Raw genomic sequence first — 13,417 nt, forward strand, 5'->3', positions numbered from 1 at the left:
TATTCTATGTATTTTTCTAATCGATAAAATTCTATCAAATCTATGTAAAAAAGACAACGGTACGAGATATCATGTACGGCGTTTTCCGATGTATTTACCAATTTGTATGAGCGTGCGTTTAGGACGGCTATCTGGTAAGCCATCTAATTGCTGTAAGGCTTTAGCCAAATACCGGTTACTTAAATCATAAGATGCTTCAATCGCATGTGTCTGTTTTATTGCTTCTACGACATTTTTTATACGTGCTTCTCTTATGGAGTAATCAGCCTGCAAACTACTCTTTATGTTTTCTCGTAAAGAAGCATCCTTCATCGCCATAAAAACAGGCAATGTTAAATTTCCTTGTAATAAATCATTACCTGCAGGTTTTCCCATTTCTTTTTCTGATCCAATAAAATCAAGAATATCATCGATAATTTGGTAAGACATTCCAATATTGTAACCATAGCGATACAAACGTTGGGCATCTCTATCATTTACACCTGAAGCAATTGCCCCTAATTTACAGCTTGTAGCGATTAGTAATGCTGTTTTTCGTTTAATTCTGCGTAAATAATTTCGCAAACCCTGGTTCCAATCAAATTTGTCTTTAATTTGTTCTATTTCACCTTTACAAACTTCAACAATTGTTTGGGATAGCAAGCGATGAATTTTCGGATCTCGCAGTAACGTAATCTCTTCTAAAGCACGGGCTAAAATATAATCCCCTGTATACATGGCTACTCGATTGCCATATATTTGTCTAACTGTAGGCATGCCTCTGCGAATTTCGGCATCATCTATAACATCATCATGCACCAAAGTGGCTGTATGTATAAGTTCTAATGACACTGCAACTAGCTTTAATTTTTCTAAATTATACGCGCCCATTTGCCCGGACAACAAAACAAAAACAGGGCGAATCCGCTTGCCCCCTGCTTGCAGTAGTTCTGTTGAAGCCTGTCGTAATACAGGATGCTTTGCTTGTATCACTTTGTTAATGGATTGTTCTATTTGTTCTAAATCTTTTTTTAAATATCCGTAAGCTTTAGCTAATTTCATGAATGTCACCTTTAATTTTACTTATTAATCATGCGGTTCTCCCTTAAATCCAATATGCATTGCTGCTACACCACCAGTATAACTTTTCACTTGAACATTTGAAAACCCTGCACGGATAAACATTTGCTTTAATGCTTTTTTATCAGGAAAGTCTCTTGCTGATTCATTTAACCATGCATATTCTTTTTGACTTTTAGCAACCAACTTTCCCAGTAAAGGCATAATATATTGAAAATAAAGATAGTATAATTGCCGGTAAACTGGTATTGTAGGCTGAGAGGTTTCTAAACAAACCACTTTTCCGCCTGGTTTAACTACACGATACATTTCTTTTAGGACAGCCATATAATCTTGAACGTTGCGTAATCCGAACCCAATCGTTACATAATCAAAACGATTATCCGCAAATGGTAATTTCATCGCATTTCCTTCAATAAAACGTACATTGTCCAGATTCGCCTGTTGCTTTTTCTCTTCTGCAACAGATAGCATATTTCCACTAAAATCAAGACCTAATACCTCGCCAGTTGGTCCTGTTTCCTCTGCCATTACTAGTGTCCAATCTCCTGTACCGCAGCAAACATCTAAAGCTATTGTACCAGGCTGTACATCCATTCGTTTCATGACATCTTTTCGCCATGCTTTATGACGTTTAAACGATATAATTGAATTCATGGAATCATACTTGGAATAAATTCGTTCAAATACATGATGTACACGTTCTTCTTTCGATGATTGTGCCATAACCTAACCTTCTCCCCCCATCGTTAGATTCATATTCCCGACAGCCGTAATTTCACGATTGATTTGGTACAAAAGATAATTATGATTTGGTATTTTTTCTAAATCAGCAGTAAGTTGCTTCATTGTTGCCTTTAATTGTTCTTTTAACTCGTCTATCATAGTAAGCTGGGATGGAAAACTCCACTTCTCAATTTTTGCCGAGTTATCATGTGATTGTATGATATAGAACATTTGCGTTAGTATCTTTATAAATAACCAATTTCCAGCAACTTTACCCAAAACGGGAACATGTAAATATTCTGCGACACGTACAAGTAATAATGTATCAATGATTTTTTGAATTTGCATATATTCCGTCAATGAACTCGTTTCATTATAATAGAGAATCATTTTATACTCATTAATTTCTTTAATAGCTGAAGCAAGCTGACGGATAAAATCAAAATCATCTATTTCAGCTAGTAACAAATAATAGAGGCCACTATAATAATCACCTGCAAGTACGTGGAGCTGCTTTGTTAGTTTAACGTCATCTTCTTCATCCAATGCCGTTACACTAGGAACTAAATCATGGGTATCAAGTGCCATTTGGACAAGCATTGTCGTTATAATATATCTTTCTTTAAGAGATTCAGATAAGGTAGTGTGATAGACCATTTCCACTAGTAACTGCAATTTTCTCTCATCGATGGCAGGCTTTTTAATATGCTTTTCTAAATAGGAGTGCTCTATTTTAGCTACTATTTTTTGTTTAAGGTACTGTATATTCACCTTTGAATTAATCAAAAAATCACCCAAGCCCTTCATCCAATCTATTCATGCTTTAGCTATTATAGCATAATTTATACGCATTCCATAATCAAGCATTCTGGACTTTAGTTGATCTTTTTCTAAATAATGGGGCTTAGTAGTTTTCTATCTCACCATGACTTGTTTGAATTAATGCTTTTCCTCTTACTTTAACAGCCGATGTATGCTCTGTAAATTGAGCAATCATCGTTTCTCCTTTATCCAGCTTTTCGGAATGGTGAAATCTCGTGTCATTTCCTCTTGTTAGTCCGATTACCTGTACACCGTCTTCTAACGCTTTAATTACAAAAAAATCGGCTGAAACCATTGGCTTATCCATTACCTTTCCTCCTTCATTTGGGTGAAAAATGCTATTCAAGTACATTTAATTTTATGTCAGCTAAATTGATGCTAACGGGATCATATATCCCCATCTCACCTTTTATTTTGCTTATAGGATGAATTATTAGGTGACGTATGATTTACTATTCCTTCAATTTTATTTTTTGTTAGAGAATCTTATCAGCAAAAAGAGGATACGCTTTTGCGTACCCTCTCGCCCTATGTAACCTATTATTTTACAGCGTCTTTTAGGGCTTTACCTGGTTTAAATGCAGGAACTTTGCTTGCTGGAATTTCGATCTCTTCCCCTGTTTGAGGATTACGACCTTTACGAGCAGAACGTTCACGTACTTCAAAGTTTCCAAATCCAATTAACTGTACTTTTTCACCTTTTTTAAGTGAATCCATGACAGATTCGAATACTGCATCAACAGCTTTCGTTGCATCTTTCTTAGAAAGTTCGCTTTTTTCAGCTACAGCATTAATTAAGTCTGTTTTATTCATGACATTCACCTCCTCCCATTAAACATCAATCGACATTGGAACAAATTCTAATGAAGCTATCATCATTTGTTCACCATTTTGCCAGTTTTTATACCTCATGTCACGAAATTCATGTAGTGACATGGCTTATCTTAACCGAGTTTGCAACAAAATTCAACACTTTCCCGGTAATTTTTCCGTATTTCTTGTAGTTTTTATATGTTTAAACTAAAAAATTGGGTTGTTTTACCATTATGGTCAGAAAGGTTGATGAATAGCTTTGTTAGCAATCGTTCGGTTATATTAAAGATATACGACATCCCTATTAAATATCCTGCCGTTTTTATAAATTTTTTTTAATAGACAGCTATATAGTAATTTTTAAACATAAATTAATAGGTACATAAAAACTGTTATTTTGCACAAAAGGACAACATCGTAACCCCTCCCTTATCACTCCCAAGAAGCGCTGGAATCTGCGATAGGGACTGTTCCCTGCACGACGACGAGGAGTGAAAAAACCTCGAGGGCTAGGCATTGAAGCTGGATGGGAATAAAATTAACACAAAATAGGTTCCTAAAAAGAACAAAAGTTAGAAGCACTCGGCTAGCGGCGTGAGGAGATTGAAGTTTGCAATCGCTCGAGCGCTTAAACTAAACGACGAAGATACTTTTCAAAAAAGCTGTCTACAATGTACAAATGGATATTGTTTCTCACAAAATAAAAAAGCAGCTACATTAGCTGCTTATGCTATAAAATAATAGCGATAAGTCCTCCAGACCCTTCATTAATGATTCGTTCAAGTGTATCTTTTAACTTGTAGCGTGCATTTTCAGGCATTAAAGCAATTTTGGCTTGAATTCCTTCCCTGACAATCGAACTCAGTGAGCGCCCAAAAATATCTGACTCCCAAATGGAGAGCGGGTCCTCTTCAAAGTCTTGCATTAAATAGCGGACAAGTTCTTCACTTTGCTTCTCTGTGCCAATTATCGGTGAAAATTCAGATTCCACTTCTACTTTAATCATATGGATAGACGGAGCAACAGCTTTCAGCCGAACACCAAAACGAGATCCTTGACGGATGATTTCTGGTTCATCTAAGATCATATCTTCTAATGCAGGAGCGGCAATTCCATATCCTGTTTGTTTAACCATTTGTAATGCCCCAGCAACTTGATCATATTCTCGTTTAGCATAAGCAAAGTCCTGCATTAGCTCCAATAAGTGGTCTTTCCCTCTTATTTCCTCACCGACAATTTCTTTTAATACTTCATCATACAAATGATCTGGTGCATGTAAGTCAATTTCTGCAATTCCCTCTCCCATTTCCATTCCTGCGAGCTTTGCCTGATCAATGTACTCATAGTCAGAAAAATCTCCAACAATTTGATCTACATCCCGTAATCGCTTTATGTTTTTTACCGTATCTTGGATTGCTTCTTGATAGCTTTTTCTTAACCAGTGTCCTTCATTCAAGACCATAACCCAGCTCGGAAGATTTACATTTACTTCTAATACCGGGAATTCATACAGTGCTTCCCGTAGTAAGTTCGTCACATCATGCTCTGTCATTGATTCAACGCTCATTGCTAAAACGGGAATATCATATTTTTCCGCAAGATCTTGCCGCAGTAATTCCGTTTCCTGACTGCTGGGACGTTGTGAATTTATAACCATAATAAATGGTTTGCCAACTTCCTTTAGTTCTTCTACCACCCTAACTTCTGCTTCAACATAATTACTTCTTTCAATTTCGCCAAATGTACCATCTGCTGTAACAATTACTCCAATAGTAGAATGCTCTTGAATTACCTTCCGAGTACCAATTTCAGCTGCATCATGAAAGGGAATAGGGTCCTCGTACCATGGCGTATGAATCATTCTTGGTCCATTTTCATCCTCAAACCCTTTTGCACCTTCTACAGCATATCCCACACAGTCAACAAGACGGATGTTAACATCTAATCCCTCGTCAACATGAACCGATACCGCTTGGTTTGGAACAAATTTGGGTTCCGTAGTCATAATGGTTTTTCCAGCTGCGCTTTGAGGTAACTCATCTAGTGCACGTGCTCGTTCGCTTTCCTCCTCTATATTAGGAAGGACTACTAGCTCCATAAATTTTTTTATAAATGTAGATTTACCAGTGCGAACAGCTCCTACAATACCTAAATAAATATCTCCATTCGTCCGTTTCGAAATATCATTAAAAATATCAACTCTTTCCAAAAGATCCCCTCCCGATCTTCGTTCTTTTTAATTACGAACAAACTACGAATAATTGACATTACAAGTCTATGATGTTGTCCTATCAAAATATGCCTGAATTATGTATAAAAGTTTAAAAAGCTTAGCACTATATCCGATAGCTCTGTGAAAAGTATAGCGCTTACTATTCAGTGTAGAGAGAACAAGACGCAAACTATAAATACAACTAGGTAATAAAAACGGAATCGTTTATACAGATTTTTCGAAAAGGACTTAAGTAAACCTCCTTTTTTATAAAGTGAACTTCCGTCCATTTTTCTCCGAGATGACCAAAAACTAAAATTTTAGATATCCTTAAAAAGGTACCATTGCCAAGTTATTCCTCGTGCAGAAGAAAGTTGTCATAGCTTTTCTGCCATCGAAAAAGCACTTTTTATTTGTACGGTGTACTCCTACCGAAGCTTTATCGCCCCGAATGAATCTGGATTTTAGGTGTTGTCTTTTCATCATTCTATAACTCTTAAAGTGAGGGTCTTACAGCAACTTAGGCAACGGGGTTAATAATGCTATAACTCAAGACATAAACGAGCTGTACTGCATCTATTATTTATAATTTAAAAAATACATCCAAAATACATTTTCTACTATTTACGTTTTTAAATTGCAAGCAAAAAACCCTTGAAATAATATATGTTTCAAGGGCTTTTATATGATGAATTTTATTTATTTTCTTGTAAAAATATTGGTTCTCCATTCTTAATCGTATAAGGAAGCGAATAAGCAGGAACAAACGGTGTATTATCTGCTAAGATATAACGAATATCATCCCCTGGCTTATAGTCATGCTTATATTTCTGCAAAGCCTTAGCTAAATCAATTCGATAGTCGACATAGAGTTTTCCATCTGTATCCATCACGATTGGCAGTTGCTCTTGTGAATAAGGGCTAACTACGGTTGGCGAAGAATCCAACCCTAGTTTTTTATAATCAATCATATATACTCCTTCTGCAACTTCCCTGGAAAATGGTGGATATAGATGCTCATTTCGATATATATCCAATTTCAAATTTACACTGCGAATTGCTTCTGTTATTCGTAAATCAATTAATTTTACACGTGGTTTTTTTTCCGGTCTAATGACGGTATATTGATAAACACCACCATTTTCAAAAGCGTTTCCAGGAATTTCAGTTAAAATACCTACTTCTTTCAATTTAGAAAAATCAACTAAATATTTTTCAAAGATTGGCGTATCACTATCTTTCGTTCGAATTGGTACAAGTCCACCACTTGTTTCCTGATATTGTTCAACAGCTGATTGAACCATCTCCAACTGGTCTTCATTTGGTACCTGGTTTTTTGCTAATTCTTCCTCTGGATATAAACAACCACTTAATAGCATGGTGAAAAATAAGATAACGGCTACATTTTGATATGTGCGATTCAATCCCGGCTCCCCCCTTACTTTAGCCTGTTGGACCACTAAATACAACATAGAAAATAATAAGACTTCCTAACAGTAACGATATGTATGCAAATAACGAGATAATCCTTGCAAGCCAACCCCTTAGTTTATATCTGGCTAACAAAATCAGACCTATTGCTACAAGTAATAACGCCATTCCAATAAATGAAATGTACATTTTTAGCATCGATTCCGACATATATTCCCACCCCTACTAAACGAACTATTATTGCACCACGTATTATAACATAAACAGCAAAGATAAAGTTAGAAAAGGGCATTTCACTTTAACAGATACCAAAGCTTAAAGCGCCTTGAATAAGCGGCTGGAACGGAGACTACCTACGCCGCAGGAGAAGTGAAGCGACCTCAAAGGGCTAACCGCTGAAACTGGCTGTGAATAAATACAATCTAAAATAAAATAAAGTGAAACTTCATTCAGTAGGAGTTTCTTCTATCTCCTACTGAATGTTAGTACCACAAGGGGATGACCTAAAGGCCCTTGAACGAATCGGGCATTTAGGTGCCGTTTTCTCCCACTTAGACCCTTTTGTACCAACTCATGTCTTAAAGTGGGAGTCTTACGGCACCGTACATGCGGGATAATTTCTTAAACCATAGCAAAAGCCGAGACGAAGGGGGCTTCTCCATCTCGGTTTGACTAAATAATTATCCGCTGCAACTCTATCCATGAATGCTTGTGCGATTTATTTTATGCAAGAATATGAATAATTGTATCCTCACTTGCCCAAGTATGCTATTTTTTAAATAGTTTGTTTAATGAATTCATATCCATAGGAATATCATTTTTAACAATGGATTGTACAATTTTATCCTCTTTTTGCTTTGATACAGGCTTATTTGCCAATTTACTCAACTGACGTACTAATCTTCTCACTGTTTTCTCATCCGAAAAATCAGCATGCTTTACAGAATCAGCTACTTTGTATACATCATCTGGATTAATTTTTGCTTTTTGTTGAATTTTGTCAAAAAGCCCCTTTTGAAAATTGTTCACATACTCGCCTCCCTGCTAAGTTACTCAAACACAGTATATGCAGGAAGCAGTGTGCATGTTATTACGAATACCTTTCCATTAACAATTGGGCAAGATCGTCCATTTCCTCTCGTTTCGAACGGTTCATCAATTGTTCCACAACATCTTTTGGATCTTTTGCTTCAAATAGAACTTGATAAATACCTTCTGTAATCGGCATTTCTACTTGTTGCTCTTTAGCAAATTGGTAAGCTGCTTTTACGGTTCTAACCCCTTCCACAACCATGCCCATTTGTTCAAGAACATCTTCTAATTCTTTCCCTTTCCCTAATAAATTACCGGCACGCCAATTTCTGCTATGGACACTCGTACAAGTAACAATTAAATCGCCAACCCCTGATAAACCTAAAAAGCTTAATGGATTCGCACCTAATGATGTACCTAATCTTGTAATTTCCGCCAGCCCTCTTGTCATGAGTGCAGCTTTTGCATTATCTCCATAACCTAAGCCATCCGAAATACCAGCACCTAAAGCAATAATATTTTTAAGTGCACCACCAAGTTCAATTCCTAATACATCTGTACTTGTGTAAACACGAAAAAACTCATTGATGAATAAATCCTGAGCCAATTTTGCTTCTACAGAATTTACTGAAGAAACGGTAACTGTCGTTGGTTGTCGTAATGCGACTTCTTCTGCATGACTAGGACCGGATAAAACAACCACATCTTCTTCATTACATGTTGTTAATTCTTCTCCAATAACTTGTGATACACGCTTCAATGTTCCTGGTTCGATTCCTTTTGAAGCGTGAATAATTGTTATATTATCTGGGAGAATTGGATCCAATTGTTTACATACTTCACGAATAGCTTTTGTCGGTACAACAATAACGATTGCTATAACGTCTTGAATCGCTTTTTGTAGATCATGATAAGCAGTAATCGCTTCAGGAATATCTACATCCAAATAATGTTCATTTCTTCTTGTTTTATTAATATGATCAGCATGGTCGCTGTCGTGTGTCCATAGTCTTACATCATGTTTATTATCAGATAATACGATACTTAATGCTGTTCCCCAGCTTCCGGCTCCTAATACAGCAATCTTTGCCATATACAGCTCCTCCTTATTATTGTCTCATTCTTGGAACAATTTTTATCGGTGTTCCTACAAATCCGAATGCTTCTCTAATTTTATTTTCCAAAAAGCGTTTATATGAAAAATGCATCAACTCTGGATCATTTACGAAAACAACAAAGCGTGGAGGCTTCACTCCAACTTGTGTGCAATACAGTACTTTTAATTTTCTTCCTTTAATTGTTGGCGATGGATTCAAAGCGATTGCATCCATAATAACATCATTTAAAACATTCGTAGGTACACGCTTTGAATGGTTTTCACTGGCTAATTGAATAGCAGGAATTAACGTATGCAATCGTTTTTTTGTTTTGGCGGATAAAAAGACGATTGGGGCATAATCCAAATATTGGAAATGAGCACGTATATTTGTTTCAAATTCCTGCATGGTTTTATCTGTTTTTGTCACCGTATCCCATTTATTAACAACAATCACAACAGCTCTTCCTGCTTCGTGTGCATAACCTGCTATTCGCTTATCCTGCTCTCTTATACCTGTTTCTGCGTCTAATAACACCAAGACGACATCAGATCGTTCAATCGCTTTTAGCGCACGTAACACACTATATTTTTCGGTTGATTCATATACCTTTCCGCGCTTACGCATTCCGGCTGTATCAATGATGACAAAATCCTGGTCATAGGCATGTAATTTTGTATCAATTGCATCTCTTGTCGTTCCTTCCATATCACTAACGATTACCCGCTCTTCATTAAGCAATGCATTTACTAATGAAGACTTTCCTACATTCGGTCTGCCAATAACGCTGAAGTATATCGTATCTTCGTCCTGCTCAGTCGTTTCATGTTTTGGAAAATGACGAACTACTTCATCTAATAAATCGCCTAACCCTAATCCATGTGCCCCTGAAATCGGAAATGGTTCTCCAAAGCCAAGTGAATAATATTCATAAATCGTTTCACGCATTTCTGGATTATCAATTTTATTTACACCAAGAACTACCGGCTTATTAGATTTGTATAATAGTTTTGCAACTTCTTCGTCAGCAGCTGTAATACCTTCCTTCCCGTTAACGAGAAAGATAATAACATCTGCTTCTTCAATCGCTATTTCTGCTTGGTGACGAATTTTTGTTAATAATGGTTCATCACTCATTTCAATTCCGCCTGTATCAATCAGATTAAACGTCGTTGTCAACCACTCTGCCTGCGCATAGATTCGATCCCTTGTTACTCCGGGAACATCTTCTACAATAGATATTCTTTCACCAACTAATCTATTAAAAATAGTTGATTTTCCTACATTTGGTCTTCCTACAATTGCTACAGTTGCTTTTCTCATGAAAGGGAACATCCTTTCTCTTTCTCAAAATTAATCTATAGCACATAAAGTACTATTGGTTTATATCTTGCAAATCGTGTTAGCAAAATATGGACCCTTTTGGAAATCTCACAACCATTATTAGTGTTGATAGACCTTCAAAAAGGAGATTATCTCTTTTTGCCAAACCATTGGACAACCTCTATCATAGCAAAAGAGGGACGTATAAACAATTAAAACTTACGAGAAGAACTTAATGTTTTACAATGATGAATAGATCCTCACTAAGTTGATGTGCTATCCCATCCATAATCGCTTCTAAATTTGCAGCTATATCCTCTGCTTCTTTTCTGCTTTCACAAATAAAGGTAGGAGCTCCCCCTTCGATAGCAGAGGGGTTTGTCGTGACAACAGCGAGAATCGCTTTTTCGATTTCCATTTTACTGATTCCCCTTTCTATAGTTAAAAGCAGACTCTGAAGGCATGCGAATAGCATTCTCAAGTACGGGGACTTCTCCTATTACCTTTTTCGCTTTGTTAATATCTCGAATTTGCGGCAACATAAAAATACCGATACGCCCATCGTCTAAATCTCGTTTTATCAATGGTGTAAGAGCAGGTGTTCCCGAATCTCTAAATACACCTAATGTTACCGATACATCATGCAAAATCGCTTGACGTTGTCCCAGATTTGCAATAGTTGTTACGATATTTATATTCTTGGGTTTTAAAACAAATCCCATTCCATATCTTAGAATTTCATCTTGTCGTTCCGGAAGACCAATGTTCATAATGTAAATATTATCAACATACAATCCTGCACCTTTAAAATGGAGTGAATGATGTTCAATTTCCACAATATCTTTGATTCGCTTCCCGCTCATTAATGCCATCGAAATAGCTAGGCAACTGGTTGCTACTAATAATGCAATATACACGCCAAAAACAATAAATGTAAGTGTAGAGAAAAATGACGTAAAAATAACTAAGTAATTTCTACTTTCAAACGATATGGCAATTCCTTCTATATACGTTTTTCCTCTTGGTACTAACTCAAAACCATCTACTTCTGTCAATGTATTTCTCTCCATATTTCTCACTTCTCTAAATTGCGTTGCAGCAACAGTTAAAAAGGTTACTGCGGTAAATTCTAATTCCATAATTGCTGGAATAGCTACCGCACCTAAGGCAGCTGCGATAAATCCCAGTGATATATGAATCACTTTTCCATGTAAATATGTAGGATATTGTCGATAATCGGTACGAAGCATTAGAATACGTGCTAACGTTCCAATAATTACCCCAAATAAAATTGGCATCGAATATTCATTCATTCTGTTACCTCCATAGTTGTGTACTAAATTAATTGCTCGATTTGGAATTAATATAAAGTGAAACTTCATTCAGTAGGAGTTTTCTTTCATCTCCTACTGAATATTAGTACCACAAGGGTATGACCTAAAGGCCCTTGAACGAATCGAGCATTTAGGCGCCGTTTTCTCCCACTTAGAACTCAAGTCTAAAGTGGGAGTCTTACGGCACCTTACATGCGGGATAAGCAAATAATACCCTTGTATAATTCCCTCTCAAATGTTAGGCGATCCTTATTATTCGTATATTAGCAGTATTGCTGTTTCTTTTCATTTGTATACAAAAAAGACGCTTTTCCGAATAGGAAAAGCGTCTTTGAAAGGACGTGTTAGTAACAGTGTTGTAAACAGAACAAGGAAAACATGGATAGCCAGACATCGCCTCTTTTTCAAGGACATTCGCTCATAGTTATTGTTTGTATTTATTCAATTTGTCCCCGATAATATCACTGATATGAAAACCAGATTGCTCATCATCTTTTTCATATCGTTTATACTCATCTGCTTCTTTTTCCTGCTCCAGCTCTCGAATGCTTAATGAAATCCGTTCATCTTTTTCATTCACATCAAGTACCTTTACCTTTACTTCTTGACCTGCCTCAAGCACTTCCTGGGGAGTACCAATATGACGTGTTGCAATTTGGGAAATGTGTACAAGACCTTCAACACCTGGCTCTATTTCAACAAATGCGCCAAAATTAACAAGGCGTTTCACAGTACCGTTAAGCACATCTCCACGAGAAATTCGCTCTTCAATACCAGCCCAAGGCCCCGGTAAAACTTTCTTTCTCGATAAAGAAATCCGCTCACTATCTGGATCAACAGATAACACTTCTACTTTAATTGTATCCCCTTCTTTTACTACATCTGAAGGGTGCTCCACATGCTCATGCGCCAATTGTGAAATGTGTACTAATCCATCCACTCCACCAATATCAACAAATACACCAAAATCAGTAAGTCGTTGTACAGTTCCTTCAATGACCTGTCCAGCTTCCAAAGACTGAAGCAATGATTTTTTCTTTTCCTGTAGCTTTTCCTCTTGAACGGCACGGTGTGATAAAATGACGCGATTCTGCTCAGGTACGAGGTCTACAACTTTAACAGTTAGTGTTTTATCTTTATAGTCACTAAAATCCTCTACATAATATGTTTCTACTAATGAAGCTGGAATAAACCCTCTTACACCAACATCAACAACCAATCCACCGTTAACAACCTCTTTAACTTGAGTTTCAAATACTTCACCATTCTCATATTTCTCTTGTAAATCCTTCCATGCTTTATCAGCATCTACTGCTTTTTTGGAAAGGATAATATCTTCATCTTCTACTTTTTTTACTTTTAAAGTCAATGTATCTCCTTCATTCACTGCATCACTTACAGTATCAATATGAAGGTTGGAAATTTCACCAATCGGCAAAATTCCTTCCGCTTTGTAACCAATATCAACTAAAGCTTGCTTTTCCTCTACTCTTACTACAGTTCCAGTTACAATGTCACCTACATTTAAATCGATTTGTTCTTTGTTTGTTTCTTCACTCATATCCATA

The 13,417-nt window shown here is 36.6% G+C and carries 14 protein-coding genes; all 14 read right to left on the bottom strand.

All coding sequences use genetic code 11. The features are described from left to right. Nucleotides 1-69 precede the first annotated feature (69 nt). Nucleotides 70-1,041 carry a heptaprenyl diphosphate synthase component II gene (gene hepT, locus BN1066_RS16970; protein ID WP_077320620.1) on the bottom strand — a complete coding sequence of 324 codons (972 nt, stop codon included), beginning with the start codon at nucleotides 1,039-1,041 and terminating at the stop codon, nucleotides 70-72. Between the two features lie 24 nt (nucleotides 1,042-1,065). Then, nucleotides 1,066-1,785, bottom strand: a complete 720-nt coding sequence (locus BN1066_RS16975) for a demethylmenaquinone methyltransferase (RefSeq protein ID WP_077320621.1) — start codon at nucleotides 1,783-1,785, stop codon at nucleotides 1,066-1,068. 3 nt (nucleotides 1,786-1,788) lie between these two features. Next, on the bottom strand, nucleotides 1,789-2,583 hold the full coding sequence (locus BN1066_RS16980) for a heptaprenyl diphosphate synthase component 1 (protein ID WP_179104423.1): 795 nt from the start codon (nucleotides 2,581-2,583) through the stop codon (nucleotides 1,789-1,791). A gap of 106 nt (nucleotides 2,584-2,689) precedes the next feature. Further along, a complete protein-coding gene (gene mtrB / locus BN1066_RS16985) occupies nucleotides 2,690-2,914 on the bottom strand; it encodes a trp RNA-binding attenuation protein MtrB (RefSeq protein ID WP_425445285.1) in 225 nt (74 codons plus the stop codon). A gap of 233 nt (nucleotides 2,915-3,147) precedes the next feature. Beyond that, nucleotides 3,148-3,420, bottom strand: coding sequence for an HU family DNA-binding protein (locus BN1066_RS16990; RefSeq protein ID WP_077320623.1), 273 nt, complete (start codon nucleotides 3,418-3,420; stop codon nucleotides 3,148-3,150). A 730-nt stretch (nucleotides 3,421-4,150) separates the two neighbouring features. Beyond that, a complete protein-coding gene (spoIVA, locus tag BN1066_RS16995) occupies nucleotides 4,151-5,629 on the bottom strand; it encodes a stage IV sporulation protein A (RefSeq protein WP_077320624.1) in 1,479 nt (492 codons plus the stop codon). Between the two features lie 698 nt (nucleotides 5,630-6,327). Next, nucleotides 6,328-7,011, bottom strand: a complete 684-nt coding sequence (locus tag BN1066_RS17000; RefSeq protein WP_077321533.1) for a hypothetical protein — start codon at nucleotides 7,009-7,011, stop codon at nucleotides 6,328-6,330. A gap of 64 nt (nucleotides 7,012-7,075) precedes the next feature. Then, entirely contained in the window at nucleotides 7,076-7,273 is a 198-nt protein-coding gene (locus tag BN1066_RS17005) for a DUF2768 domain-containing protein (protein ID WP_077320625.1), read from the bottom strand. Nucleotides 7,274-7,831: 558 nt separating this feature from the next. Continuing rightward, complete coding sequence (locus tag BN1066_RS17010; RefSeq protein WP_077320626.1) at nucleotides 7,832-8,092, bottom strand: stage VI sporulation protein F; 261 nt, start codon at nucleotides 8,090-8,092, stop codon at nucleotides 7,832-7,834. Between the two features lie 61 nt (nucleotides 8,093-8,153). Further along, nucleotides 8,154-9,188 carry an NAD(P)H-dependent glycerol-3-phosphate dehydrogenase gene (locus BN1066_RS17015; RefSeq protein WP_077320627.1) on the bottom strand — a complete coding sequence of 345 codons (1,035 nt, stop codon included), beginning with the start codon at nucleotides 9,186-9,188 and terminating at the stop codon, nucleotides 8,154-8,156. Between the two features lie 16 nt (nucleotides 9,189-9,204). Further along, nucleotides 9,205-10,515: a ribosome biogenesis GTPase Der gene (gene der, locus BN1066_RS17020; RefSeq protein WP_077320628.1), complete on the bottom strand. Its 1,311-nt coding sequence runs from the start codon at nucleotides 10,513-10,515 to the stop codon at nucleotides 9,205-9,207. A gap of 232 nt (nucleotides 10,516-10,747) precedes the next feature. Next, the gene (locus BN1066_RS17025; protein WP_077320629.1) at nucleotides 10,748-10,933 is read right to left on the bottom strand and encodes a capping complex subunit for YIEGIA; all 186 of its coding nucleotides are present in this window, start codon (nucleotides 10,931-10,933) and stop codon (nucleotides 10,748-10,750) included. 1 nt (nucleotide 10,934) lies between these two features. After that, entirely contained in the window at nucleotides 10,935-11,828 is an 894-nt protein-coding gene (locus tag BN1066_RS17030) for a YIEGIA family protein (RefSeq protein ID WP_077320630.1), read from the bottom strand. A 445-nt stretch (nucleotides 11,829-12,273) separates the two neighbouring features. Next, nucleotides 12,274-13,410 carry a 30S ribosomal protein S1 gene (gene rpsA / locus BN1066_RS17035; protein ID WP_077320631.1) on the bottom strand — a complete coding sequence of 379 codons (1,137 nt, stop codon included), beginning with the start codon at nucleotides 13,408-13,410 and terminating at the stop codon, nucleotides 12,274-12,276. Nucleotides 13,411-13,417: the final 7 nt, after the last annotated feature.

The sequence above is a fragment of the Virgibacillus proomii genome (genome assembly GCF_900162615.1).
In the GTDB taxonomy this organism is placed as follows: Bacteria; Bacillota; Bacilli; order Bacillales; family Amphibacillaceae; genus Virgibacillus; species Virgibacillus proomii.

Bases quoted from the DNA above. Each gene is read 5' to 3' on its own strand.
- mtrB (WP_425445285.1), bottom strand. From the start codon at position 2,914: ATGGATAAGCCAATGGTTTCAGCCGATTTTTTTGTAATTAAAGCGTTA.
- BN1066_RS17005 (WP_077320625.1), bottom strand. From the start codon at position 7,273: ATGTCGGAATCGATGCTAAAAATGTACATTTCATTTATTGGAATGGCG.
- BN1066_RS17015 (WP_077320627.1), bottom strand. From the start codon at position 9,188: ATGGCAAAGATTGCTGTATTAGGAGCCGGAAGCTGGGGAACAGCATTA.
- rpsA (WP_077320631.1), bottom strand. From the start codon at position 13,410: ATGAGTGAAGAAACAAACAAAGAACAAATCGATTTAAATGTAGGTGAC.
- BN1066_RS17000 (WP_077321533.1), bottom strand. From the start codon at position 7,011: ATGCTATTAAGTGGTTGTTTATATCCAGAGGAAGAATTAGCAAAAAAC.
- der (WP_077320628.1), bottom strand. From the start codon at position 10,515: ATGAGAAAAGCAACTGTAGCAATTGTAGGAAGACCAAATGTAGGAAAA.
- BN1066_RS17025 (WP_077320629.1), bottom strand. From the start codon at position 10,933: ATGGAAATCGAAAAAGCGATTCTCGCTGTTGTCACGACAAACCCCTCT.
- hepT (WP_077320620.1), bottom strand. From the start codon at position 1,041: ATGAAATTAGCTAAAGCTTACGGATATTTAAAAAAAGATTTAGAACAA.
- BN1066_RS16975 (WP_077320621.1), bottom strand. From the start codon at position 1,785: ATGGCACAATCATCGAAAGAAGAACGTGTACATCATGTATTTGAACGA.
- BN1066_RS16990 (WP_077320623.1), bottom strand. From the start codon at position 3,420: ATGAATAAAACAGACTTAATTAATGCTGTAGCTGAAAAAAGCGAACTT.
- BN1066_RS17030 (WP_077320630.1), bottom strand. From the start codon at position 11,828: ATGAATGAATATTCGATGCCAATTTTATTTGGGGTAATTATTGGAACG.